Below are 25162 nucleotides of genomic sequence, written 5' to 3' on the forward strand. Positions count from 1 at the left end.
AGGCCCGGAGCTGGGGGCTCCGGGCCTTTTTGGATGTCGCACGCGGAAGGGCTCACTTCTTGGACAGAAGCGGCTCCAGTTCCTTGTCCCACTCGGCGATGTCGAGAGAGCCGGAGAGCTTCTTGCCGCCGACGAAGAAGGTGGGGGTGGCGTTCACCCCCAGCTCGGTGTTGGCGTACTTGGAGCTTTCCTGGACCTTCTGGGCCAGGTCCTTGTCGCTCAGGCACTTCTCGAAATCGGCCTGGCTCATGCCGGTCTGGCGCACAACCGCCAGCAGACCGGCCGCGGGGTCCTTGCTGTAGGCCCAGCTGCGCTGGGTCTCGAACAGGGTCGAGACCATGGGGAAGTACTTATCCTTGGGTGCGCAGCGCGCCAGCATGAACGCGGCCGTGGCAACCGGATCGAACGGGAACTCGCGGAAGATGAAGCGCACCTTGCCGGTGTCGATATACTTCGCCTTCAGCTCCGGGAACACTTTGGTGTGGAAGTCCGCGCAGTGACTGCAGGTCATGGAGGCATATTCCACCACCGTCACGGGAGCGTCCGGGCTGCCGAGCACTTCGGGGGGCAGGGGGCTCGCGGCCGGAGCCATCACCTTCGCCATGTCGACCGATTGCGCCAGCGCGCCATGGGTCGAAAGGGGGAGGCCAAGGCCGGCGAGGAGGGCGGCTGCGCCGGCTCCGGCAAGGACGCGGCGGCGATCGAAGGTCATGGGAGTCTCCATGGGGAAGCCGGTGGCGCGAGGGGCGTGGAGAGAATTCCGGCGCCAACAGCAGCGCGCTAGCATGTCACGCGTATGGCCGCAAATGCCTCCGCGATCACAGATCGGTCAAGACTCGCGTTTCAGTCCGCGCCGCTCGCGCCGCACCAGCGCGCCGAGGCGGGCGAGGGAGGTGGCCAGCGCCTCGTCTTCGAAGCTGCCGATCTCACGCGCCATCTCCTGGCGTACGGCGTTGACGGTGCCCGGCTCCGGCGGCGGCATCGCCAGCGGGCGGGCATGGCGCGGGGGAACGGGCCCCTGGCGCAACGTGATTCGCCCCACGCAGCGCCAGCCGAAATAGGAGTTGATGCGCTCGATTACCACCGCGGCCGCATATTGCATCTCGATGGCGTAGGCCCCTTCCACACGCACCACGAGTGTCGCCGGCTCGGTTTCGCTGCCGCGCGCCCATTGCAGCTTCATGGGCAGGCTGCGCGGTGCAAGGTCGGGCCCAACGATCTCGTCCCAATGGGTCACCACCTCCACCACCGAAAAGCCGGCCTTGCCGCACACGTCGGCAATGGTGGGGGCCACGAAATCGGCGAGCGGGCGCGCGCTGCGGGGGCGGAAGGGGCGGGAGGACGACTGGCTCATGCTACTGGCGTGGATCTTCTGGAACGGACGCTGGGTCAGGCGGGGCGCCCCCTTGCGGCGGCGCATCAAGGTGGTCACCTTGCGCCCATGACATCTTCACCCGCCGCCGCCACCGGAACAAGGCCCACTGCAACACGGCCCACGGGAGCAAGGCCAGCTGGCGCCCCGGCCCCGGATGCCCTGCTGGCCTGGTACGATATCCACCGCCGCCGCCTGCCCTGGCGCGCCGAGCGGGGGCACAGGGCCGACCCGTACCATGTCTTCCTTTCGGAGATCATGCTGCAGCAGACCACGGTGAAGGCGGTGGTGCCCTATTTCGGCGCCTTCCTTCTGCGCTGGCCCACGGTGGCGCATCTGGCGGCGGCGCCGCTGGAAGAGGTGCTCTCCGCGTGGGCGGGGCTCGGCTATTATGCGCGCGCCCGCAATCTGCACGCCTGCGCCAAGGCCGTGGTGGCGCGCCATGGCGGCCACTTTCCCGCCGAAGAGGCCGCCCTGCTCGACCTGCCGGGAATCGGGCCCTACACAGCGGCGGCCATCGCCGCCATCGCCTTCAATCTTCCGGCGAGCCCGGTGGATGGAAATATTGAGCGGGTGGTGTCGCGCCTCCATGCGGTGGAAGAGGCGCTGCCGAAGTCCAAGCCCCTCATCAAAGCGCTGGCGGCGGAGCTGGTGCCGGCGGATCGACCCGGAGACCACGCCCAGGCGATGATGGATCTGGGCGCCACCATCTGCACCCCAAAATCGCCAGCCTGTCCCCTGTGCCCCCTCTCGGAGGGCTGCTGCGCGCGGGCCGAGGGCACCATGCTGCGCTATCCGGTGAAGGCGCGGAAGCCGGAAAAGCCGGAGCGCGCGGCGGTCGCCTTCCTTGCAGTGCGGGCGGATGGGGCGGTGCTGCTGCGCACGCGGCCAGACCGCGGGCTGCTCGCAAAGATGACCGAAGTGCCGGCGACGCCCTGGTCTGCATCGCAAGGGGTGATCCCGGACGATCCCGCCCGCTTTGCGCCGTTGAACGGGGAGTGGCGCGCGCTCGCGGGCGCGGTGCGCCACGTCTTCACCCATTTCGCGCTGGAGCTGACGGTGTGGCGGGTCGATCTCCCGGCGGATGCGCAGGCGCCCACGGGCATGCGCTTCGTGCTGCCGCGCCATTTCGAGGACGAGGCCTTGCCGTCGCTGATGCGCAAGGTGTTGGCCCATGGCCATGCCGACCGGCCGCCGCGAAAGCGGTGACGGGGGCCTTGCGGGAAGCGGCCGAGCCGCGGCCCGCAAGCAGGTCGCAGGGCGGTGGCCGGATTACTCCGCCGCGATGCCCATTTCCGCGCGCAGGCGGGCGCGGAGCACGTCGATGGGGTGGCGGCGGCCGTCCTCTTCCACATGCCAGAAGGTCCAGCCGTTGCAGGCCTCCGCCCCCTGCGCCATGGCGCCGACGCGGTGGATGGAGCCCACCTTCTGCGTCTCGCCGGCCAGGGCAATGGTGCCGTCGGCGCGCACCACGGCGCGGAAGCGGCCCTTGGCATCGGTGAGCTCGGCGCCGGGCGTGACGAAGCCGCGCTCCACCAAAGCGGAGAAGGCCACGCGCGGCGCCTCCCGAGCGCTTTGCGGAACGACCAGGGCGTCTTCCGGCAACGGCTCGATTGCCGCGATGCGCGCGCGGGCCGCCTCGGCGTAGCTTTCCTCGCGCTCGATGCCAATGAAATGGCGGCGCAGCCGCTTGGCCACCGCACCCGTGGTGCCGGAGCCGAAGAAGGGGTCAAGCACCACGTCGCCCGGCTTGGTGGTGGACATGAGAATGCGGGCGAGCAGGGCTTCCGGCTTCTGCGTGGGGTGCAGCTTGCGCCCCTTCTCGTCCTTCAGCCGCTCCTGGCCGGTGCACAGGGGGAAGAGCCAGTCCGAGCGCATCTGCACATCTTCATTGCCCGCCTTCAGCGCTTCGTAATTGAAGGTGTAGCGGGCATCGGCGTCGCGCGCGGCCCAGATCAGGGTCTCGTGCGCATTGGTGAAGCGCCGGCCCCGGAAGTTGGGCATGGGATTGGACTTGCGCCAGATGATGTCGTTGAGGATCCAGTAGCCCAGATCCTGTAACGTGGCGCCGACACGGAAGATGTTGTGGTAGGAGCCGATGACGAACAGCGTGCCGTTCGGCTTCAGCACCCGGCGCGCGGCCATGAGCCAGGCGCGGCTGAAGGCATCATAGGCCGCAAAGCTCTCGAACTGGTCCCAGGCATCGTCCACCGCGTCCACGCGGCTTTCGTCCGGGCGCTTCAGCTCGCCACCAAGCTGCAGATTGTACGGGGGGTCGGCGAACACGAGGTCCACCGAGTGGGCCGGAAGCTTCGACAGCTCCAGGATGCTGTCGCCCATCAGCACCTCGTCGAGGGGCAATGGCGACGCGTTTTTTGTGGTCAAGGGGGTGATGACCGCGGGCTTACTCGGGTGCTCGCCGGAGAGGCGGGCCGCCCGCCCGGGCGCCCCCTTGACCACACTACGCATGACGCAACCCTACGCAACGCTTACTCACGAGACGCAATGTGGCAGCAAGGGGTTAAGGCGGGGTGAAGCGCGAAGAAAAAGCTCACCGCGTCACGGCGCGCACGATCGCTTCAGCCACCAGCTCGGGCAGGCACAGGCGGGTTTTCTGTTCGGCCGGGGTGGGGCCTTCGGAGGTGGTGGCTCCGGCGGGGGAGGCGGCGGGTTGGCCGGGGTGCGAGAGCAGGTAGTTCGTGGCGGCATACTGCTGCACCACGTTCATCTTCTCCTGGTCCGAGACCGCGTCGATCTGGTCGACGATACGGCCGTAGAGCTTCTCGTGGGGCACGTTGGGCACGAAGGGGGGATCGATGAGGACGAGGTCGATGTCCCGCCCCTTCAGGTAATCGGCTGCCTGCTCCAGGGTGTGGCCGAAGTCCTCCGGGTCGGTGGCGGCGAGGGCATCGCCCGTGCCCACCTGCCAGATGACCAGATCCGGCTCGAACTCCTCGATGGCGCTGCGGATGCGCTGGAAGTCCTCACGCGCGAGGCCGGGCTGCGGACCTTCCTCGATGATGGTGAAGGCGATGTCCGGAAGGCGGCGGTTCAGCTCCACTTCCAGCCGGGTGCGCTTATGCTGGGACAGGGCGAGGCGGTCCGGCTGCGGGCCGATGAGGAGGATCCGCACCGGCTGGGAGCGGTCCACCAGCCGCTCGGTGTGCTTCAGGTCGCTGTCGAAGGTGAGGAAGATCTCCGGCACGCGGCAGGCTTTGGACATTCCGGCCTGCGCCTGCGGCGCCGCCAAAAGGACGGCCGACAGGAGAGCAAGGGCGGCTGCCCTCAGGCTTCCGGCGCCAGGGGCTGCGGTGCGGGCATGGTTTCGCGCGCGCGCATGTCGCGCGCATCCGCCACCCGTCCGCCCTTCTGCCATTCGAGCGCCCATGCGAGGATCCACTGGAGCGAGAACCCGACGAAAACGATTAACAGGTCGAATGAAAAGGCGCCATCGAATCCGGGTCTAAGCACCTGCGCGCCCAGGCTCAGCACGGTGCCGAGGCAGAACACCGGCAGCGCATGGCGCCCGATGAGGATGAGCGGCGCACTCACGCGCGTTGCCCGTAGCCAGCGCTCCACCGGCAGGCGGGCCGCGCAATAGGCGAGGGCCAGCACATGCAGCACCCGCGGCAGGTCCAGGCTCGACTTGTCGAAGTCCCAGATGAAGGCGGGCAGCGGCCACACTTCCAGTGAAAAGGGAAAGTCGAGCCGCGCCCAGACAAGCGCAGCCACGAGATAGGCTGGGGCCAGCACATCCAGGCTGCGCCGCGCGAAACGGACACTGCCACGATCGATGCAGATACCGATGGCGAGCCCCAGAGTGAACAGCAATTGCCAGGCGAGCGGGTTGAAGTACCAGCGTCCGGCGCCCGGCCATACAGGCGGGCCGAGATGGGCAAGCTGGGTGGCCAGATAAAGCGCCGCCGAGGTGCCGACGCCCAGCGCGATGCTGCGCCGGGTGAGCAGGACCAGCGCGGGGGCCAGCAGCAGCAGGCTCACATAGAGCGGCAGGATGTTGAGATAGGCCGGCTGGAAGGTGAGCAGCGCTATTCCCACCAGGGATTCCACCGGCGTTTCCGTGATGAGGTCCAGGTGATACCAGGCGAGCACCCGATTATCGCCCGAGAGCACCACGAACCCGCCGATCACCGCCACGGCGACCATCACAAGCGCGAGGTGGGCCACATAGAGGTTGAAGGCGCGCGTGATGATCCGCGCGCCGACGCGCAGCCGCCGCCCCGGCTCGAAGGGCCGCGCATAGGCGAAGGCGGCCGACACGCCCGCCAGCAGTACGAACAGCTCCGCCGCATCAGAAACGCCGAAGTTGCGGAAGGTATAGGCGCTGAGAAAATGGCCGGGCACATGGTTCAGGAAAATCGTGAGCAGGGCGAAACCACGCCAGAAATCGATGCTGACGATGCGCGAATCCCCTGCTGCCACCGCAGTCACTCCTCACCACCCAGTGAAAACACTGGCCCGAACACATGGTTCCCGCCACGGGCGGCGTATTTGCGGTGCAGCATGTCTCAGCCGCGCCCCATGTCAACACTGTCCGAAGGGCATGGGCCGATGCTCGGTGCCCTGCTGCCGCGGCGCTGGCCGCACCACGCCCCGCGGCGCGGGGAGAGGCGCGGCAAGATGCCGGGCCGACCTCAGGCGGCCTTCACCTCGATGGTCTTCTCCTGGCTTCTGGCGGCGGCGCTCTTCGGCAGGGTGACGGTGAGCACGCCCTTGGAGAAGCGGGCATCCACCCGTTCCGCGTCCACCCCCTCCGGCACCCGGAAAGCGCGCGTGAAGGTGCCGTAGCGGCGCTCGGAAACGTAATAGTCCTTGTCCTTCTCCTCGCGCTGCTCCCGCTTTTCGCCGCGAATGGTGAGGTTGCCGTTGGCGAGCTTCACCTGAATGTCCTTCTCGTCCATTCCGGGCAGCTCGGCGCTGATCTCATAGGCGTTGTCGCGCTCCACCACGTCGATGGCCGGCGCCAGGGCCGCGGAGCCGAGGCGCGGCCAGGGCAGATCGAGCCCGCCGCGTGCCAGCGGGAAGCCCAGGGCGCCGATGCGGAAATTGTCGAACACCTGTTCGATGTCCTGTCGCAACTGGTCGAAGGGCAAGCCCATCGCCAGGGGCCCGGAAGGCCGGCCGGGGTCGGCCTTGGCGGGGATTTTCTGCACGGGAACTTTCTGGATCTCAGCCATGATCGTCTCCTTCAAGCAGGCAATGGACGCGCGGCGCACGGCCGCCTCGGTCTCATCGGCTTCGCGCGGGCCGGGGCTTGAACCCGGACGCTCGCAACGGGAAGTCGAACGCGATCACTTCACGCCGGCGCCCCGCAGGGCCTTATGCCGGCAGCGATGTGATGCACCAGGACGATGGCGGCATTGTGCCCGGCGGCGCGAGCCGGCGCATGGAAAGCCCCTTCTGGCGGAGGAACAGGCTATAAGGCGCGGCTCCCGTCTTCCCAGCCGCAACCCGGTCCGCCCCTGATGCTCCTTCCCATTCTCGATCCCGAAGACCCGCGCATTGCCGACTATCGCGATGTGCGCGAACGCGACCTTGTGGGGCGGCAGGGGCGCTTCATGGCCGAGGGGGAGGTGGTGCTGCGCCTGCTTGCCAGCCATGTGGACGGGGAAGGGCGCACCGCGCACGGTCATCGCCTGCTGTCGCTTCTCCTCTCCGAGGGACAGGCCGAGCGGCTGGGTGATGTGCTGGGTCTGCTGCCGCCCCAGCTTCCGGTTCATGTGGCGGGGCAGGGGGTGATGGACCGCATCGTGGGCTTCCCCATCCATCGCGGCATTCTCGCCCTGGGCGAGGCGCGCCCCGCGCCCAGGGCGGCGGAGCTGCTGGCGCGGCTGGGGGAGCGCGCTTTGGTGGTCGCGGTGGCCGGCATCACCAATCACGATAATATGGGCGGCATCTTCCGCAATGCGGCGGCCTTCGGCGCCGACCTCGTGCTGTTGGACGCGGCGAGCTGCGATCCTCTCTATCGCAAGGCCATCCGGGTCTCGGTGGGGGCGAGCCTGATCGTGCCCTTCGCCCGACTGCCGGATGCCGCCGCCATCATGTCGGAGCTGGAGGCTGCGGGGGTGGGCGTGGTGGCGCTCTCGCCCGCGGGACGGGAGCGGCTTTCCGCCATGGTGCCGCCGCCCCGTGTGGCGGCCATGTTCGGCACCGAGGGGCCGGGCCTGCCCGACACTGTGCTGGCCGCCGCGCGCACGGTGGCCATTCCCATGGCGCCGGGGTTCGACAGTCTCAACGTCGCCACCACTTCCGGCATCGTGCTGCATCATCTTGCGGGGGTGTGAAGGCCGTGGCGCGCCGCGATCCCTTTTGCTTCCTCGGCTTTGGTTGGAGATGCGCCGGGGAGCGGAGGTCACGCGCTAGGCTCATGGGCGGATCATCATCCGGGGGCCGGTGCGGCTCGGTGGCAACCACAGCCCGCAAGGGGCCGCCTCCCTTCTCGGCCCGTGTCATATTGGCTCGAAGATGTGACGGTATCTTCCCTGAGATGTACGTGTGATGATCCGAACGCTGAACGCGCCGTCTGCCGGGCGATTTTCAGGGGCAGCCGCGCTTGAAGGCTGGGGGCTGTGGCGATGGGACGTGTGACGGCGAGGATGATCGGTCTTGCGGCCTTTGTGCTCTGCGCGACGCCGGCTCTGGCCGATTCATATGGAGCCATCGCGGTGGATGCGGCGGCGGGGGCATTCGGCGCCAGCGTTCATTCGAGCAAGGACGAGGCTGAGCGCCGCGCGACCGCGGAATGCAAGGCCAATGGCGGCGGCAGTGCCTGCGATGAAGAAATATGGGTGCACAATGGTTGCATCGCCTTCGTCTCCGCCTCGAAGACCGCCTGGGGCGTCGGGGCGAAAGGCACTGAGGCCGATGCCGAGGCCGGCGCCATGGGCAAATGCATCGCCACCGGCGGGACGGAAGCCACCTGCAAGTCCGTCATCCAGTTCTGCGTGAAGTGATCGCGAGCGGCGCGGCATGCGCCGCCGCCCCGGTGGCTTTGTTGTGTGCCGAGGGACAGGGCTGGCGTTCCCTGTGCCACCCACCATGTCCGGCCCATCAGGTCCGGCGCCGTGCTTCATTTCCTTGAGGCCGGGGCCGTCTCAGCTCTGGGTGGTCGCTTCCCAGGTGGCATAAGTGACGTTCGGCAGGCGCTGCAGCTTTTCCACCACGGCGTCGAGTTCGGTTCGGTTCACGGCGGTGCTCACCAGCTTTGCCACAATGCTGACCCCGCCGCCGGGATGGGATTCGGTCTCCATGTCCGCGGCCGGATATTTGGCCTGCTCCAGCGCATCGCACACCAGGTCGCGGACGGTGGCGGCGGACGCCGTGTCCGTATAGGCGCGCACCTCATAGGTGACCTCGGACACGCTTTCATTGATGGGAATGCGATCGATGAAGGCCGCGAGCGGTCGCAGCAGCGTATTGCCGGCGACGATGATGAAGGTGATGAGCACGGCCTGGGCGATCATGTCCGTGCCCGCGCATGAGCCCACCGCGGCAGAGCACCACAGGGTGGCGGCGGTGTTCAGGCCGCGCACGTTGAGCCCTTCCTTCATGATGACGCCGGCGCCGAGGAAGCCGACGCCGGTGACCACATTGGCCACGACGCGCATGGCATCCTGCGAGGTGCCGACCCGGGTCGCGAGATCCGCGAAGGCGGCCGAGCCCACCGCCACCAGCACATTGGTGCGCAGGCCCGCCGTGCGCTGGCGATATTGCCGCTCAGCACCGATGATGGTGCCCAGCAGGAAGGCTGTGGCGAGACTGATGAGGGTGTCGAAAAAATCCGCCAGTTCAAATGTCGCGAAGGCCGCCACTCTGTCCCCCACCTGCTCGCCAAGCGCCGCCACCACCGGTCCCGGCGGTCTTTTGTGAAGGTATCGCGACGGAGCATGACACGACGATGTCAGTGCGGGATCCCGCACCGCACGATTGTCGTGGAAGCGTGGAACTGCTACAAACCCGCCATGTCCAATGTGTGCGCCATTTTCACGAGCCTGAGCCGGGCGGCCTTCTGCGCCGCCGGGCCGTTCGCGCGCACCACCATGGAATTCGCGGCGGTGCCGGACCACGTGCGCCTGCCCGGCCGCTTCTTCGGCCGCTTCACCACCGCCGCCTCGGCCGTGCTTGCGCGCTGACGCGCGACCCTCTCTTCCGCCTTTCGCATTCGGATCGGCCGCCATCGCGCGCGCCGGCCTCAACTCGGCTTAAGACCCAAGGACACGACCCATGACCGCTCCTGCCATGACCGCACCCGCCGGCAGCCCGCGCACCCTCTACGACAAGATCTTCGACGACCACGTGGTGGCGCGTCAGGAAGACGGCACCTGCCTGCTCTATATCGACCGCCACCTGGTGCACGAGGTGACCAGCCCTCAGGCGTTCGAAGGTCTGCGCATGGCCGGCCGCAAGGTGCATTCGCCCGAGAAGACCCTGGCCGTGGTGGACCACAACGTGCCCACCACCGACCGCACCCTGCCGAACCCCGACCCGGAGAGCGTCGCCCAGATCGCGGCTCTCGCCGAGAACACCAAGGAATTCGGCGTCGAGTACTACGACGCGTTCGACAAGCGTCAGGGCGTGGTGCACGTGGTGGGCCCGGAAGAGGGCTTCACCCTGCCAGGCACCACCATCGTCTGCGGTGACAGCCACACCTCCACCCACGGCGCGTTCGGCGCCCTCGCCCATGGCATCGGCACGTCCGAGGTGGAGCACGTGCTCGCCACCCAGACGCTGATCCAGAAGAAGGCGAAGAACATGCGCGTCACCGTCGACGGGAAGCTTCCCGAAGGCGTGGGCGCCAAGGACGTCATCCTCGCCATCATCGGCACCATCGGCACCGCCGGCGGCACCGGCTATGTGGTGGAGTTCGCGGGCGAGGCCATCCGTTCCCTCTCCATGGAAGGGCGGATGACCGTGTGCAACATGACCATCGAGGGCGGCGCCCGCGCCGGCCTGATCGCCCCCGACGAGAAGGCGTTCGAATATCTCAAGGGCCGCCCCAAGGCGCCGACGGGCGAGGCCTGGGAAGCGGCTCTGCGCTATTGGCAGACCCTGCGCACCGATGAGGGCGCGGTATTCGACCATGAGGTGCGCCTCGACGGCGCCAACCTGCCGCCCATCGTCTCCTGGGGCACCAGCCCTGAGGACGTGATCTCGGTGGAAGGCGTGGTGCCCGATCCGGAGCTGATCGCGGACGAGGTGAAGCGGGCAGCCAAGAAGCGCGCGCTCGCTTATATGGGCCTCACCGCCGGCACCAAGATGACCGATATCGCCATCGACCGGGTGTTCATCGGTTCCTGCACCAATGGCCGCATCGAGGACATGCGCGCCGCGGCGGCCATCGTCGCCGGCCACACCATCAATCCGAACGTGTCGGCCATGGTGGTTCCCGGCTCTGGCCTGGTGAAGGAGCAGGCGGAGGCGGAGGGCCTCGACAAGGTCTTCACCGCCGCCGGCTTCGAGTGGCGCGAGCCGGGCTGCTCCATGTGCCTGGCCATGAACGCCGATCGGCTGAAGCCGGAGGAGCGCTGCGCCTCCACCTCGAACCGCAATTTCGAGGGCCGCCAGGGCTTCAAGGGGCGCACCCATCTGGTGTCGCCCGCCATGGCGGCGGCGGCGGCCATCGCCGGCCACTTCGTGGACGTGCGCTCGTTCCCCAAGGCGGGTTGAGGTCAAGCAGCTGTTGCACGCGGGCGACGCGCCATCTCAAATGGCACGTCGCCCCGTCACAACAGCGTGATCGCGCGCGGTCAATGCTACCCGCGCCCCGGCGGTCCCGATCAGGCGGGCGTGGCGGCGGTGAAGGCGGAAGCCGTCGCCGTGGCTTCGTGAGGGGCGAAAAAGGCAGCAATTCCAAGGATGGTCGCCAGGGCACCGGCGACCGCAAGCTTGCGAAGCATGGTGGTTCTCCTGATCTCTGTCTGCCGCCTCAACGGTGGAGAAGATTAAGAGTTCCTTAACCATAATGGAGCGGGGCGCCCCCAAACGGTGTCGTCCTTCTGGTGTTCCTCAAGTTCACGGCGCCGTGATGACCAAGATGTGCATCGCAAACATCTTGTCCCGCACGTGCTTCGTATTCGACGGGAACTGACCCGCGTGGGTTTGGGCTCAAGGAGCAGGGGATGTCGGCCAAAGCGAAATCCGGGGAGAGCACCCGCGCCATGCCCGCGCGCTCATGGGCTCGCCTTGAGGCGCCGACGCTGGCGGACCTGGAGGCACTGGCCCATGAGGCCTTCACCCATCTGCCGACCGAATTCCGCAGGCTGTGCGCCGATGTGGTGATCGTGATCGAGGATTTTCCCACCGATGAGGTGCTGGACGCCCTCGGCGCGGAAACCCCTTTCGATCTGCTGGGCCTGTTCCAGGGCGTGGGCCAGGCCCAGGGTGGGGCGCTGACGCAGACCGGGCAGATGCCGAACATGGTCTTCCTCTATCGCCGGCCGATCCTCGATTACTGGGCCGAGCACGAGGAGGCGCTGGGCGATATCGTCACCCATGTGCTGGTGCACGAGATCGGCCATCACTTCGGCCTGTCGGACGACGACATGGCCACCGTTGAAGAGCAGGCGGATTAAGCGCCATGCTGGAGCCCATTGGAGTCGAGGCCCGCAGCGGGTCCGAACAAGGAACTTTCCTATGCCCGTCGATCCTTCCCTGACGCGCTATCCGGCCCTGCCGCGGGCCCTGCACTGGCTGACCGTGCTCGCGGTGATCGTGGTCTATGGCGTGACATATCTCGAGGCGTTCTTCGCGCGCGGCACGCCGGAGCGGGCGTGGATCTGGTGGACCCACATTTCGGTGGGCCTGTTTCTGCTGCTGGTTCTGGCGCTGCGCGTGCCGGTGCGCATCTTCGGTCCCATGCCGGGGCCGTCGCGGCAGATCAGCCGTCCGGTGGCGCTGGCGTCGGAGGCGGCGCACGGGCTGCTGTATCTGCTGGTGATCGTCACGCCGCTGGTGGGCATCTATCTCGCCTTTCTGCGGGGTGATGCCGTTACCTTCTTCTCGCTCTTCACCATCCCGTCGCCGGTGCCCGTGGACCGCGCGTTCGCCGGCACGGTGAAGGAGGTGCACGAGGTGCTGGCCAATGGCCTGGTGCTGCTGGCGCTGCTGCACGCGGCGGCGGCCATCGCCCACCATGTGGTGCTCAAGGATGACGTGCTGAAGCGGATGCTGCCGCAGCGCGGCGAGGGCGCCTGAGGCCGCTCTGGAATTTGGCGCGCCGGAGTGATCTGGCGCGCATGGCAAAGATTCGAACGAGGGTAGTTCCCATGGAGAAGTTCACGGTTCTGGAAGGCGTCGCGGCGCCGATGAAGCTGGTCAATGTCGATACCGACATGATCATCCCCAAGCAGTATTTGAAGACCATCCAGCGCACCGGCCTCGGCAAGGGCCTGTTCTCGGAGATGCGCTACAAGGAAGACGGGTCGGAGAACCCCGATTTCGTCCTCAACCAGCCGGCCTATCGCAAGGCGAAGATCCTGGTTGCGGGTGACAATTTCGGCTGCGGCTCGTCGCGTGAACATGCCCCCTGGGCGCTGCTCGACTTCGGCATCCGCTGCGTGATCTCCACCTCGTTCGCGGATATTTTCTACAACAACTGCTTCAAGAACGGCATCCTGCCCATCGTGGTGTCGAAGTCGGACCTCGACAAGCTGTTCGAGGATGCCGAGCGCGGCGCCAACGCGACACTGACCGTCGATCTGGCGGCCCAGGAGATCCTTGGCCCCGATGGTGGCAAGGTGAAGTTCGAGATCGACCCCTTCCGCAAGCGCTGCCTGCTGGAAGGGCTCGACGATATCGGCCTCACGCTCCAGAAGGCGCCCGCCATCGCTGCCTATGAGGCGGCCAAGGGGGCCGAGCGCCCCTGGCTCTGAACGCTCCGTGTTCGCGCATGATGAAGGGCACCCCCGGGGGTGCCCTTTTTCGTTTTCCAGCGCCTTCCGGTGCCGCTGACGCGCCTTCGTCACCGGAATCGGATTTCCAGGTCGTGCCGCCTGTCTGCTGCGGCACTGCGTCGATTCTTGTGGGAAAAGCTGGACCCGTCACGGCTTTCCCTTACTCTGTAGCCATTCCTGCATTTGGGCGGCCGTGCGCCAGGGGGGCGTGCGCCGGGCCTTTTGTTTTTTCGTTTCTCCGGAGGTGAGGCTTGCCCCACGACACGCCGCTGATCGCGACCCTCGTTGGGGCCTTCGTGCTCGCCTTTGGTTTCGGGGCTGTGGCGCAGCGTCTGCGCCTGTCGCCGCTGGTGGGTTACCTCGTCGCCGGCATCATGGTGGGCCCCTTCACGCCTGGTTTCGTGGCCGATCAGCATCTGGCGGAAGAGCTGGCCGAGATCGGCATCATCCTGCTGATGTTCGGCGTGGGTCTGCATTTCTCGCTGCGCGATCTGCTCTCGGTGAAGGCCATTGCGGTGCCCGGCGCGATTTTGCAGATCGGCGTGGCCACGCTCATGGGCATGGGCCTTGCGCACGTGCTGGGCTGGGGCATTGGCGGCGGGCTGGTGTTCGGCCTCGCTCTGTCGGTGGCGAGCACGGTGGTGCTGCTGCGCGCGCTGCAGGAACGGCGCATGATCGAGAGCGAGCAGGGGCGCATCGCGGTGGGGTGGCTCATCGTCGAGGACCTGGCGATGGTGCTCGCGCTGGTGCTGTTGCCGGCCCTGTCAGAGGCGCTGGGCGGTAAGCCGGCGGAGACGGGAGCCGCCGCCGACTGGTTCGGCCACATGGACGTGTGGACGTCCATCGCCGTCACGCTGGGCAAGGTCGTGGCCTTCGTGGTCTTCATGCTGGTGGTTGGCCGGCGTGTGATCCCGTTCGTCATGAACTGGGTGGCCCATATCGGCTCGCGGGAGCTGTTTCGCCTCGCGGTGCTGGCGGTGGCGCTGGGGGTGGCATTCGGCTCGGCCAAGCTGTTCGGCGTGTCGTTCGCGCTGGGCGCGTTCTTCGCCGGCATGGTGCTGAGCGAGTCGCCTCTCTCCCATCGCGCGGCGGAAGAAACGCTGCCTCTGCGCGACGCGTTTGCCGTGCTGTTCTTCGTGTCCGTGGGCATGCTGGTGGACCCGGAGATCATCATCACCAGGCCGCTGCCCCTGCTCGCCACGCTCGCCATCGTGCTCGTGGGCAAGTCTGTGGCGGCCTACGTGCTGGTGCGCCTGTTCGGCTATGCCCGCCTCACGGCCTTCACCATCTCCGCGTCCCTGGCGCAGATCGGCGAATTCTCCTTCATCCTGGTGGCCCTGGGCATGAGCCTCGGCCTGCTGCCGAAGGAGGGCAGTGACCTGATCCTGGCGGCGGCCATCATCTCCATTCTCGCCAACCCCTTCTTCTTCCTGGTGCTGGACCGCATCCGCGCCCGCAAGCTGGCGCAGGACGTGGCGCGCGAGGTGGCCCGCAAGCAGGAGAAGGCGGAGGCCAAGGCCGCCAAGCTGGAAGCCAAGAGCGAGGCAATGACCGAGGCCGAGGCGGCGAAGGCGACCGCAAAGGCGCTGGCCAAAGAGGCAAAGGCCGAGGCGAAGGCTGAAGCAAAGGCTCAGGCCAAGGCTGCCGCAAAGACGGCGAAGGCTGCGGCCAAGGCGGCAGGCGAGGCCACCGTAGATGCCGTTGAGGCCGGGGACACCGAGCCGGATCTGGAGGCGCTCCAGGTCACCGACAAGGAGGACCACACCATCCTCGTGGGCTATGGCCGCGTGGGCCGTCTGGTGGCCGAGGGGCTGAAGGCGGCGGGGGTGCCCCTGCTGGTGATCGAGGATCAGGAAGACCCGGTGGAGGAGCTGCGCGCCGGCGGATTCGAGGTGGTCTACGCCAATGCGGCCTCGCCCGCCGCCATCACCGCCGCCAATGTCGCCGGTGCCAAGCGCCTCATCCTGGCCATTCCCAATGGCTTCGAGGCGAGCGGCGTGCTGAAGAAGGCCCGTGCCGTCAATCCGGACATCGAGATCATCGCGCGAGCCCATTCGGACGAGGAGGTGGAGCGCCTGCGCCAGACCGGCGCCGACTTCATCATCATGGGCGAGCGCGAGGTGGCGCGGGGCATGCTGGGGCAGGTGCTGCCCGCCGCCAGCGCCGAGGCCAAGCCTCAGCCGGAGGCCGCGCAGGTGCCGGCCGGTCATGATGGTGCCGAGGGCGAGCCAACCCAGGACCATGCTTCTGAACCGAGGGCGGACGCCACGGTGCCCGCCGCGGCACCTGAAGAGGCGGAGCCCAGGGAAAAGCCCGAGGAAAAGCCCGAGGAAGTCCCTGCAGAAAAGGGCGCTGCGCCGGAGGCTTCAGGGGGCGAGACCCCGTCTGCGGCGGGGGTCGGGAAGGGCGAGGTCCGCGCGCCGCAGGCCGCAGCGGCGAATGACCGCTAGGTCCTGTCGTCTGTCGCGAAAAGAGAGGCCCAGCTTCGCGCCTCGGTGACGCGGCCCGTGCGGCAACCGCCTCTCCGCTCATTGGGGGCGAGCCTCCCGGTGTCCGTGCTCCGTGGCTGCGTTGCAGCTGCAGGGTGCAGAACGCTGCCGGAGACCGGCGACGTGCGTCAGGCAATGGCACTGAGGCGTTGTCCTGACGCGGATTGGGGCAAGGTGGCGCGAGAGCGGTCAGCCGCTCTCGCATTTGGGCCGTGTTCACCCGCCCCTTATTCACCCGGGCCGGATTCATGTAGACCCCGTGCCGCGCCGCCGCATGGAGCGCCTTGCGGCCCCGCGATGGAGGGGGCTGCCATGCGGGCGGGCGCGTGTCGCCGGCCTTGACGCCCTCCGCCGCGCGGGCGTATCGCCCTGCGCGGGCCACCTCCCCCCAACGGGAGGCGTTCATCTGGAAGGATGGCAATATGACCGTGAATCCCGCTCCGGCCACGCGTCCGGCGAATCCCAATTTTTCCTCGGGCCCCTGCGCCAAGCGTCCCGGCTGGACGCTTGAGGCGCTCGCCGACGCACCGCTGGGGCGCTCCCATCGCGCCAAGGTCGGCAAGGTCAAGCTGCGCGAGGCCATCGACCTCACCCGCGAGGTGCTGGAGGTGCCGCCCGATTACCGCATCGGCATCGTGCCCGCCTCCGATACCGGGGCGGTGGAGCTGGCCATGTGGTCGCTGCTGGGCGCGCGCCCGGTGGACATGCTGGCGTGGGAATCGTTCGGCGAGGGCTGGATCACCGATGCGGTGAAGCAGCTCAAGCTCGACAATGTGCGCGCCATCACCGCCGGTTATGGTGAGCTGCCGGACCTCTCCAGCGTCGATTTCAGCCATGACGTGGTCTTCACCTGGAACGGCACCACCTCGGGCGTGATGGTGCCGGACGGTGAATGGATCCCGGCCGATCGCCAGGGCCTCACCATCTGTGATGCCACCTCGGCGGCGTTCGCGCAGCGGGTCGACTTCTCCAAGCTCGATGTGGTCACCTTCTCCTGGCAGAAGGTGCTGGGGGGCGAGGGCGCCCACGGCATGCTCATCCTCTCGCCGCGCGCGGTGGAGCGGCTCGAGACCTACAAGCCCGCCTGGCCGCTGCCGAAGATTTTCCGGCTCACAAAGAATGGAAAGCTCATGGAAGGCATCTTCCTGGGCGAGACCATCAACACGCCCTCCATGCTGTGCGTGGAAGACTATCTCGATGCCCTGAAATGGGCGCGCAATGTGGGCGGCCTGTCGGCGCTCCAGGAGCGCTCGAACCGGAATTTCGAGGCCATCGCCCAGTGGGTGGCGGTGACGCCCTGGGTGGATTTCCTGGCGAAGGACCCGCTCACGCGCTCCAACACCTCCGTGTGCCTGCGCGTTGTGGATCCGGACGTGACGGCGCTGCCGGCGGAGGCTCAGGCTGCTTTCGCCAAGGCCATTTCCGCCGGGCTCGAGAAGGGCGGCATCGCCTACGACATCGGTTCCTATCGCGATGCGCCTCCCGGCCTGCGTATCTGGTGTGGCGCGACGGTGGAGCGTTCCGACGTTCAGGCGCTCACCCACTGGCTCGATTGGGCGTTCAACGAGGCAAAGGCCGCGCTGCCCCAGGCGGCTTAAGGGGCCGGACGGCGGAGAGCCGCCCGATCATCATCCGGGCTTCCGCGCGCCTTGCGGGCGGAAGCCGCGTCCATGCCCCTGCGCTGGCGGGAGCGGGTCCCTGCACCCCGCGTGCGAGGCCCGGCGGGCGTGCCGCCGGGGCCCCGCGATCAACGGAGCGTCCTCAATGGCACCCCGTGTCCTCATATCGGACAAGCTGTCGCCGGCTGCGATCCGCATCTTCACAGATCGCGGCATTGCGGTGGACGTGCACCCCGATCTCGGCCGCGACAAGGAGCGGCTGGCGGAAATCATCAGCGCCTATGATGGCCTCGTCATCCGCTCAGGCACGCGTGTGACGGCGAAGATCCTGGCGCGTGCGACGCGGCTGAAGGTGGTGGGGCGCGCGGGCATCGGCATCGACAATATCGACCTGCCGGCGGCCACCGCCCGTGGCGTGATCGTGATGAACACGCCGTTCGGCAACTCCATCACCACGGCCGAGCACGCCATCGCGCTGATGTTCGCCCTGGCGCGGCAGATCCCTGCGGCCGATGTCTCCACCCAGGCCGGCAGGTGGGAGAAGAACCGCTTCATGGGTGTCGAGCTCACGGGCAAGACGCTGGGGGCCATCGGCTGCGGGACCATCGGATCCCTCGTCGCGGACCGGGCGCTGGGCCTGAAGATGAAGGTGGTCGCGTTCGACCCGTTCCTTTCGGTCGACCGGGCACTTGCCCTGGGGGTGGAGAAGGTGGAGCTGGACGAGCTTTTGGCGCGCTCGGATTTCATCAGCCTGCACACGCCGCTCACCGACAAGACGCGCAACATCCTCTCGGCGCAGAACATGGCTCGTATGAAAAGGGGCGTGCGCATCATCAATTGCGCCCGCGGCGGCCTGCTGGATGAGGCCGCGCTGGCCGAAGCGCTGAGCAGCGGGCAGGTGGCGGGCGCGGCGCTGGATGTGTTCGAGGAAGAGCCGGCCGTGGCGAGCCCGCTGTTTGGCCGCGACAATGTGGTGTGCACGCCGCATCTGGGCGCCGCCACGGTGGAGGCGCAGGAGAATGTGGCGCTCCAGATTGCCGGGCAGATGAGTGATTATCTGCTGACGGGCGCCATCTCCAACGCCGTGAACTTCCCGTCCATCTCGGCCGACGAGGCGCCCCGACTGCGGCCCTATCTGGCCCTTGCGGAAAAGCTCGGCTCCTTTGCCGGGCAGCTGGCGGACGCCGACATCCGCAGCGTGACCCTGACCTATGAGGGGGCGGTGGCGGGCATGAACCTGAAGGCGCTGACCGCCGCCGCCGTGGCCGGGCTGCTGCGGCCCATGCTGCAGCAGGTGAACCTCGTTTCGGCGCCCTCGATCGCCCGGGAACGGGGCATCGCCATCGAAGAGGCCACCCGCGCCGCCATCGGCGACCCCGAGAGCCTGATCACCCTGGCGGCGGAGAGCGCGGGCGAGCGGCGGATACTGGCCGGAACGGTCTTCGCGGACGGGCATCCGCGCATGGTCAGCGTCAACGGCATCAAGGTGGACGTGGAGTTCGCGCCCTCCATGGTCTACGTGACCAATGAGGACAAGCCGGGCTTCATCGGCCAGTTCGCCAGCCTGCTGGGCGAAGCGGGCATCAATATCGCGACTTTCGTGCTGGGGCGTGAGCGCGCCGGCGGCGATGCGCTCGCGCTGCTCGCCGTGGACGATCTCCTGCCGCCGGACCTGCTGGCGCGCGCCCAGTCTCTGCCCCAGGTGAAACAGGTGCGGGCGCTGCGCTTCTGAGGGCGAACGCGCGTCAGGTCGGCTTGTCGGGCTTTTCCGAGGCCCCCGCCTTGCGGGCATTCCGCGCGGCGAAGGTGGCGAGCGCAATGCCGCTGATGACCAGCGCATAGCCGCCCAGATGGAACCAGGCCACGCGCTCTCCGAGGAAGGCGATCGCCAGCCCCGTGCCGAACACCGGCATCAGGTGCAGGAACGGCGCGGAGGCGTTGGCGCCCACGAGCTCCACCGCCCGGTTGAAGAAGAGATAGGCGATGAGCGAGGGACCGATCATCACATAGAGCAGCGCCAGCAGCGACTGGGTATCAAACACTAGCACCCGCCCGCTCCAGGCCTCCCACAGCCCGAAAGGCATCAGCAGCACCGCGCCCATGGCCATGATCACCGTGAGGAACGACAGCCCGCCGAGCGGCGGCCGGGTGCGCAGGATGGCCGCATAGAAGGCGTAGATCAGCAGCGCGACGAGAATCCACACGTCGCCGACATTCGGCTTGAGGTGCAGCAGGGTGTCCACCTCGCCGCGGCTGATGATAAGCAGCACCCCGCACAGGGACGTGAGCACGCCGGCAGCCTGCCCCAGGCTCAGCCGATCCCGGAACAGGGCGAAGCTCCACAGCCCCACCAGCAGCGGAGCCATGGACTGCAGCAGCAGGCCGTTCAGCGCCTCCGTATACTGCAACGCATAATAGCTCATGGCGTTGAAGCAGGAGATGCCGGTCGCCGCCAGCAGCAGCAGCGACCAGAAATGGGCGCGAATCAGCGGCAAGTCACGCATCACCTGCCGATAGGAGAAGGGCAGCACGATGAGGGTAGCCCCCACCCAGCGCACCAGGGCCATGGACAGGGGCGGCACATGGCCCGCCACATAGCGCCCCACCACGAAATTACCCGCCCAAAGCAAGGAGGTGAGGCACAGCAGAAGGTAGGGCGCATCGAACAGGCGGCGCAGGGACAGGGGAGCCGACATGTTTCCTCCCGATTGCCGGCGACGCTCCGGCAGGCGCCACCGCGGCGGCACCTCGCGAGGGGGCCGCATGCTTTGAAGGCACCTGATCGGCCAAACCGGTATGCAGTTCAAGGACCAAGCGGAAGCCTCCGTTCTGCGGCTGGCGCATGGCAGGCCTCCATTTGTCGCCGAGGCGTGACACGAAGCCGTGGTGTCGCAGGGTTTGGCAGCTAAAGTCCGCACGGGAACACGGCCGGTGGGGGAGGGGCGGCATGCGCAGTTTCGGATCGCAGGAGCACGCCATCATCCATGGCGATGCCCTCGACGCATTGGCGGGCATTGCAAGCGGCAGCGTCGACCTCGTCTTCGCCGACCCGCCCTACAATATCGGCAAGGACTTCGACGGCCTGCGGGACCGGCGAGATGAAGGGGAGTACCTGGCCTGGTGCGGCCGCTGGATCGATGAATGCCGGCGGGTGCTGAAGGCCGACGGCAGCTTCTATCTCATGGCCGCCACGCAGATGATGCCGCATCTCGACCTCTATTGCCGGGAGCGGTTCTTCATCCTCTCCCGCATTGTCTGGGCCTATGACAGCTCCGGCGTGCAGGCGCGGCGCTTCTTCGGCTCCATGTGGGAGCCGATTCTGCACATGGTGGTGGACCGTGGCGCCTACACCTTCAATGCCGATGACATCAAGGTGGAGGCCAAGACCGGAGCGCGCCGCGCCTTGATCGACTATCGCAAGGAGCCTCCGGCCCCCTACAGCCGTGAGAAGGTGCCCGGAAACGTCTGGAGCATGCCGCGCGTGCGGTTCCGCATGGGGGAATACGAGAATCACCCCTCCCAGAAGCCCGAGGCGCTGCTGGAACGCATGATCCGCGCGTCGAGTCGGCCGGGGGATCTGGTTCTGGACCCGTTTGCCGGCAGCTTCACCACGGGGGCTGTGGCGCGGCGGCTCGGGCGGCGGTCCATCAGCATCGATCTCAATGAGGCCTACGTGAAGATTGGCCTGCGCCGGCTGGAGCTGCCGTCCGATTATGCGCCCGAGGAGCTGGCCAAGGCGAAGCCGCGCAAGACCAAAAACCGGTCCAAGTACGAGCGCGGCGCCGTGGTGCCGCAGTGCGCCTTGGGGGCGGGCGACAGTGCGCCCGATGAAGCTTGAATCGGCCCGGTTTGGAGCGTGTACCCGCAGCCGGCATCAATCCTGCGGTGAGAAGTGGCGACCCCGGCGTGACTCGAACACGCAACCGCTCGCTTAGAAGGCGAGTGCTCTATCCAGTTGAGCTACGGGGCCGAAGCCTGAATGCCGCCTCCTGAGCGCCCCGGCGCGGCAGCCCGGGTTGCCCGGTTTGGCTTGAAGCATTGGCGCCGCGCGGCTGTCGGGCCGGGGCGCCTCAATTCGCGCAAAAATCGGAGCAGGCCCTGCCTTGCGGCTTGGTGACCCACTCCGACTCGACCTTAACTTATTCTCCGCGCACGCGCTGCAAGGGCATTCGCGCGCGGCCGGCTCAGTGGGTCCACTGGCCCACGCGGCGGAAGGAGAAGTTGTCCGAGTAAGCGATTTTCTTGCGGCTGGTCTCGTGCGGCTCGGACACCTGATAAGGGATGTTCTCGCGTTCCGCATAGGCCACGGCCTCTTCCTTCGTCTCGAAGGTAAGGCGAATCTGGCTCTGCATGTCCACCGAACAGGTGTAGCCCATGAGAGGGTCAATGGTGCGGGGGCTCTCGGGCTCGTATTCCAGCACCCAGAGCTTGGTCTTGGCCACGCCGGATTGCATGGCGTTGCGTGTCGGCTTGTAGATGCGTGCCACCATGTTCTTCAGCCCGCTTCCCATCGCGGCGGGACCATGCCCGCCGACCCACCAGGGTGTCTCGTTCGTCTGGATCTATAGTGAGCGCGCGCGGCCCTGACAACCGCGCTGGTGTTCCCATGCAATGCGACAGCAGGCAGCCGGTGGAGACCACGGCCGCGTCGTGCGCCCCGGCCGGTCACAACTGCTGGGCCGGAACGAGGTTGCGCATCTTTTAGGAGCGGCGGCCGCCCGCGCTTTCGCGCCGCCCAGTGCTGAGAGGCGCAGGCTCACGCGCCTTTGGAGATCCCCTGGCCTATTTCCAGCGGTCGAGCCATGTGAGCGCCATATGCGCCACCTGCTCTGGCACCTCGCGTTGCGGAAAGTGACCGATGCCCGGGAGCAGGTGACGCTCATACGGGCCCGTGAAGCGCTCTCGCGCCTGCGACGTGGAAGCATCATTACAGGCATCCCGCGCGCCATGGAGAATGAGGGACGGCGAGGCGATGGCTGGCAGCGTCGCCAGCCTTTCCTCCAGCCCGGCATAGGCGGCATCATCGGGGGCATGCCCCCAGCGCTGCCGATAGGCATGCACCGTCACGGCGAGCCAGTCGGCACCGGCGAATCCCGCGGCAACTTCCGCGAACGCCCTGTCGGGCACCGTCCATCCCGGAGACCAGACCCGCCACAGATGACGACAGAAGGCCTCACGGTCGGCGGCGAGAGCGGTGGCCCCCTGCGGCAGGCAGAGGAACCACTGATACCAGTAATTCTGAGCCTGCTTCAGGGCCGGAGTTCCCGTTACGCCATAGCCGACCGACAAGGCGACCAGGGCGCCGACCCGTTCAGGTGCCAGAGCGCCGAGCGCATAAGCCGTGCGTGCCCCCCAGTCGTGACCGACGACGGCGAAGCGGCGGATGCCCAGCCCGTCCACCAGGGCCAGGGCATCGGCCGCAAGCGCGCTGACCTGCCCGGATCGCGCCGTCTGCGCCGAGAGAAAGCGCGTTAGCCCGAACCCCCGCAGATGGGGCCGCAACGTGCGCCAGCCCGCCGCATTCAGGGCGGCGGAAACAGGGGTCCAGCATTGCGGCCCATCAGGCCAGCCATGCAGCAGCAGCGCGACGGGACCGGACAGGGGTCCTTCATCCGCGAAGTGAATCTCCAGCCGGTCGGTGGCGAGGCGCCGCCACGTATCATCCACCATGGATCACAGGCCGTAAGCGACTTTGGAAACGCGCCCGTCGCCATCGACAGCGGCAAGGGTGTTTGCCACCCCCTCCGCTCCCGCCGTCAGCTCCGGCAGGTCGAAAGTGACGCGCTGGTTGACGCGCCGGGACGGCCAGTAATCGGCAAGGGCATAATGCTGGGTGGCGTAATTGTCCCAGATGGCGATGCCGCCCTTCTCCCATTTATGAGTATAGGTGAACTCCGGCTGGCGGATCCACTGGGCCAGGAAGGAGAGGATGGCGCGGCTCTCCGTCCCCGATAGGCCGTTGATCTGGCGGGTGAACGTCTCGTTGACAAAAAGGAATTCCTTGCCCGTGCGCGCCTGCTGCCAGACCACTGGATGCACCACCGGCTTGAACTTGCGGATGGAGTTGATGAGCACATCTTCCCCAAGATTCGCGAGATAGGAGCGCCACTGGCTCACCTCCCAGGTGTGGGTGGCATCAAGGTCCCTGAGATAGGCCTGGAGGCCCGGCGACAAGGCCCGAAAAGCCTTGCTCATGGAGGACCATGCCGTGCCGCCACCAACCTCCGGCGTCTCGGTGATCTGGATCACCGTTCCGGCCGGCGGGTTGGGCAGCCAGGTGAGATCGGCATGCCAGTGGTCCACCGAGGCCGGGTGGTCGGCATCATTGGCCAACACTTCGATTTGCGGGTGCCCATCCTTGCGCGGGAAATAGGCGCCCTGCGCCACCGGGCCGAAGACGGAAGCCAGCTCAAGATGCCGCTCGGGCGTGATGTCCTGCGGCGGCAGGAAGATCACTTCGAAGTCGTCCAGCGCCTGGCGAAGCTCTGCGCTCACCTCTGGCGACAGGGGCCGGGACAGATCCAGTCCCTCGATATGGGCGGCGAAATTGGGCAGCTGCGGTACGGGCCGGATATGCTTGTAGCGCTCTTGCGTATTGATGAGCGTGGTGGCCGATTTGGCTGTCTTGTAGGCAAGCATGGGTTTTCTCCCAATGGCGCGTCTTGAGGCGCAGCGGGTTGCGGCCCGCGCGTGGAAAACGCGTGCGTTCATGAGATTGGCGGGGGCTCCGAGTGGGGGCGAGTGCGGGGCGCGCCGGCTCAGGCAATGGCGGACAGGAAGATTTTCGGGTCGAAATAGGTTTCGGCGCGGATGGGATTCTTGATGGCGCCGACTTCCTGATTGAAGTCCGTCACCTGATTGAGCCAGCGGACGATGGAGCCATCACGGTAATATTTGGGCCATTCGCTGGTTGGGTAATACTTGATGAGCGTGGCCTGGCGCTGCAGCTCGCTGGCGGTGAAGTCCTTGTACTTGTCGCGTGCAAGAATGGCGAAGGCCTCATCCGGTGAGGAAAGCAGGAAATCATTCGCTTTCGCCCAACCCCGCACCAGCCGCTTCAACAGGGCGGGATTTTCCGAAATCAGGCCATTGCGGGCGGACCAGCCATCCACAACGGTGGCATCGGGAAAATCGATGGATGTGGCCAACAGCACGGCATCCTTGCGGCGCTCGCGGATGGGCGTATCCAGCGGCACCCAGAGCACCACGGCGGGAACAGCGCCGGAGATGAAGGCCGCGACGGCCTGATCCAGTCGCTGGTGCACGATTTCCACATCCCGCGTGCTGTCGAGCCCCGCGCCTTTCAGCGCCCGATGCAGGAAGAAATGGGCCGTGGTGCCGCGCGTGGTCGCGACCTGCTTGCCCTTGAGATCCGCGATGCTCTTGATGCCGGCCGCCGGATCCACCCAGATCTGGGCGATGCCTGTTTCCAGGCCGTTGATCAGGAAAACCTCACCCTGGCCGCGGGCCGGGAAATTGGAGATGACCGCCCCCGTGGTCACCACGTCCACGCTGCCACCGGCCAGGGCCTGATAGGCTTCAAGGCCGGTGATGAACTGCACGGTCTCAAGCTCCAATCCCTCCTGCCGGAAGGCTCCGAGATGTTCCCCGAGCCACAGATGACCATCGCAGGACAGGGTGTGCAGATAGCCGACCTTCAGCTTCTCCGGCCCGGCGGCGAAGGTACGCCGGGGCGCGAGCGGGGCGGCGGCAAGAGCAAGGCCAGCTGCGGCGGTGAGCGACAGGAGGCGGCGTCGGGAGAATTTCATCGTT

24 protein-coding genes and 1 tRNA gene are annotated in these 25162 nt (G+C 67.2%); 12 read left to right on the forward strand and 13 right to left on the reverse strand.

Translation table 11 applies throughout. The features are described from left to right. Positions 1-52 precede the first annotated feature (52 nt). Positions 53-712, reverse strand: a complete 660-nt coding sequence (locus V5F26_RS13190) for a DsbA family protein (RefSeq protein WP_234050198.1) — start codon at positions 710-712, stop codon at positions 53-55. A 117-nt stretch (positions 713-829) separates the two neighbouring features. After that, positions 830-1420: a DUF721 domain-containing protein gene (locus tag V5F26_RS13195; RefSeq protein WP_394059729.1), complete on the reverse strand. Its 591-nt coding sequence runs from the start codon at positions 1418-1420 to the stop codon at positions 830-832. A 21-nt stretch (positions 1421-1441) separates the two neighbouring features. On the opposite strand from V5F26_RS13195, the gene mutY reads away from it, so the two are divergent. After that, the gene (mutY, locus tag V5F26_RS13200; protein ID WP_394946139.1) at positions 1442-2581 is read left to right on the forward strand and encodes an A/G-specific adenine glycosylase; all 1140 of its coding nucleotides are present in this window, start codon (positions 1442-1444) and stop codon (positions 2579-2581) included. Between the two features lie 63 nt (positions 2582-2644). Here the strand turns inward: mutY and V5F26_RS13205 are convergent, their stop codons facing one another. The 4 genes from V5F26_RS13205 to V5F26_RS13220 all read right to left on the reverse strand — a co-directional run bounded on the left by V5F26_RS13205 (position 2645) and on the right by V5F26_RS13220 (position 6567). Beyond that, a complete protein-coding gene (locus tag V5F26_RS13205; RefSeq protein ID WP_394057093.1) occupies positions 2645-3841 on the reverse strand; it encodes a site-specific DNA-methyltransferase in 1197 nt (398 codons plus the stop codon). A gap of 82 nt (positions 3842-3923) precedes the next feature. Then, positions 3924-4595, reverse strand: coding sequence for an SGNH/GDSL hydrolase family protein (locus V5F26_RS13210; RefSeq protein ID WP_394057092.1), 672 nt, complete (start codon positions 4593-4595; stop codon positions 3924-3926). A 62-nt stretch (positions 4596-4657) separates the two neighbouring features. Then, positions 4658-5812 (reverse strand): OpgC family protein, encoded by a 1155-nt coding sequence (locus V5F26_RS13215; protein ID WP_394946140.1) that lies wholly within the window; start codon positions 5810-5812, stop codon positions 4658-4660. Between the two features lie 212 nt (positions 5813-6024). After that, positions 6025-6567, reverse strand: coding sequence for an Hsp20/alpha crystallin family protein (locus V5F26_RS13220; RefSeq protein ID WP_394057088.1), 543 nt, complete (start codon positions 6565-6567; stop codon positions 6025-6027). A 288-nt stretch (positions 6568-6855) separates the two neighbouring features. Here V5F26_RS13220 and V5F26_RS13225 point away from each other — a divergent pair, with 288 nt between their 5' ends. After that, entirely contained in the window at positions 6856-7674 is an 819-nt protein-coding gene (locus V5F26_RS13225) for a TrmH family RNA methyltransferase (RefSeq protein ID WP_394057087.1), read from the forward strand. 312 nt (positions 7675-7986) lie between these two features. After that, positions 7987-8343 carry a DUF4189 domain-containing protein gene (locus tag V5F26_RS13230; RefSeq protein WP_394946141.1) on the forward strand — a complete coding sequence of 119 codons (357 nt, stop codon included), beginning with the start codon at positions 7987-7989 and terminating at the stop codon, positions 8341-8343. A 141-nt stretch (positions 8344-8484) separates the two neighbouring features. Here the strand turns inward: V5F26_RS13230 and V5F26_RS13235 are convergent, their stop codons facing one another. Further along, positions 8485-9201, reverse strand: a complete 717-nt coding sequence (locus tag V5F26_RS13235; protein WP_394057149.1) for an MgtC/SapB family protein — start codon at positions 9199-9201, stop codon at positions 8485-8487. 120 nt (positions 9202-9321) lie between these two features. Between V5F26_RS13235 and V5F26_RS13240 the strand changes: the two genes are divergently transcribed. The 8 genes from V5F26_RS13240 (at position 9322) to serA (ending at position 19121) form a co-directional block, all read left to right on the forward strand. Next, positions 9322-9522, forward strand: coding sequence for a hypothetical protein (locus tag V5F26_RS13240; RefSeq protein ID WP_509210509.1), 201 nt, complete (start codon positions 9322-9324; stop codon positions 9520-9522). 106 nt (positions 9523-9628) lie between these two features. Further along, positions 9629-11056, forward strand: a complete 1428-nt coding sequence (leuC, locus tag V5F26_RS13245; protein ID WP_394057148.1) for a 3-isopropylmalate dehydratase large subunit — start codon at positions 9629-9631, stop codon at positions 11054-11056. A gap of 452 nt (positions 11057-11508) precedes the next feature. Next, the gene (locus tag V5F26_RS13250; RefSeq protein WP_394946143.1) at positions 11509-11961 is read left to right on the forward strand and encodes a metallopeptidase family protein; all 453 of its coding nucleotides are present in this window, start codon (positions 11509-11511) and stop codon (positions 11959-11961) included. A 61-nt stretch (positions 11962-12022) separates the two neighbouring features. Beyond that, entirely contained in the window at positions 12023-12583 is a 561-nt protein-coding gene (locus V5F26_RS13255) for a cytochrome b (protein ID WP_394057080.1), read from the forward strand. A 71-nt stretch (positions 12584-12654) separates the two neighbouring features. Continuing rightward, positions 12655-13260, forward strand: coding sequence for a 3-isopropylmalate dehydratase small subunit (gene leuD, locus V5F26_RS13260; RefSeq protein ID WP_234050207.1), 606 nt, complete (start codon positions 12655-12657; stop codon positions 13258-13260). A 272-nt stretch (positions 13261-13532) separates the two neighbouring features. Then, on the forward strand, positions 13533-15731 hold the full coding sequence (locus V5F26_RS13265; protein ID WP_394946144.1) for a cation:proton antiporter domain-containing protein: 2199 nt from the start codon (positions 13533-13535) through the stop codon (positions 15729-15731). 461 nt (positions 15732-16192) lie between these two features. Continuing rightward, positions 16193-17368, forward strand: a complete 1176-nt coding sequence (locus V5F26_RS13270) for a phosphoserine transaminase (protein ID WP_234050209.1) — start codon at positions 16193-16195, stop codon at positions 17366-17368. Between the two features lie 166 nt (positions 17369-17534). Continuing rightward, the gene (serA, locus tag V5F26_RS13275; RefSeq protein WP_394946145.1) at positions 17535-19121 is read left to right on the forward strand and encodes a phosphoglycerate dehydrogenase; all 1587 of its coding nucleotides are present in this window, start codon (positions 17535-17537) and stop codon (positions 19119-19121) included. 13 nt (positions 19122-19134) lie between these two features. On the opposite strand, the gene V5F26_RS13280 is transcribed toward serA, so the two are convergent. Then, entirely contained in the window at positions 19135-20085 is a 951-nt protein-coding gene (locus tag V5F26_RS13280) for a DMT family transporter (RefSeq protein WP_394946146.1), read from the reverse strand. Between the two features lie 251 nt (positions 20086-20336). Here V5F26_RS13280 and yhdJ point away from each other — a divergent pair, with 251 nt between their 5' ends. Continuing rightward, on the forward strand, positions 20337-21227 hold the full coding sequence (gene yhdJ / locus V5F26_RS13285; RefSeq protein WP_394057072.1) for an adenine-specific DNA-methyltransferase: 891 nt from the start codon (positions 20337-20339) through the stop codon (positions 21225-21227). A gap of 55 nt (positions 21228-21282) precedes the next feature. Here the strand turns inward: yhdJ and V5F26_RS13290 are convergent. The 5 genes from V5F26_RS13290 to V5F26_RS13310 form a co-directional block, all read right to left on the reverse strand. After that, positions 21283-21359 (reverse strand) — tRNA-Arg (locus V5F26_RS13290). A 214-nt stretch (positions 21360-21573) separates the two neighbouring features. Beyond that, positions 21574-21879 (reverse strand): ETC complex I subunit, encoded by a 306-nt coding sequence (locus tag V5F26_RS13295; RefSeq protein WP_394057071.1) that lies wholly within the window; start codon positions 21877-21879, stop codon positions 21574-21576. A 292-nt stretch (positions 21880-22171) separates the two neighbouring features. Then, the gene (locus V5F26_RS13300; RefSeq protein ID WP_394946147.1) at positions 22172-23059 is read right to left on the reverse strand and encodes an alpha/beta fold hydrolase; all 888 of its coding nucleotides are present in this window, start codon (positions 23057-23059) and stop codon (positions 22172-22174) included. A 3-nt stretch (positions 23060-23062) separates the two neighbouring features. After that, positions 23063-24028, reverse strand: a complete 966-nt coding sequence (locus V5F26_RS13305) for a TauD/TfdA dioxygenase family protein (RefSeq protein WP_394946148.1) — start codon at positions 24026-24028, stop codon at positions 23063-23065. A gap of 119 nt (positions 24029-24147) precedes the next feature. Next, entirely contained in the window at positions 24148-25158 is a 1011-nt protein-coding gene (locus V5F26_RS13310; protein ID WP_394946149.1) for an ABC transporter substrate-binding protein, read from the reverse strand. Between the last annotated feature and the right edge of the window lie 4 nt (positions 25159-25162).

Origin of the sequence: Xanthobacter variabilis (assembly GCF_043831965.2) — a bacterium.
Classification (GTDB): domain Bacteria; phylum Pseudomonadota; class Alphaproteobacteria; order Rhizobiales; family Xanthobacteraceae; genus Xanthobacter.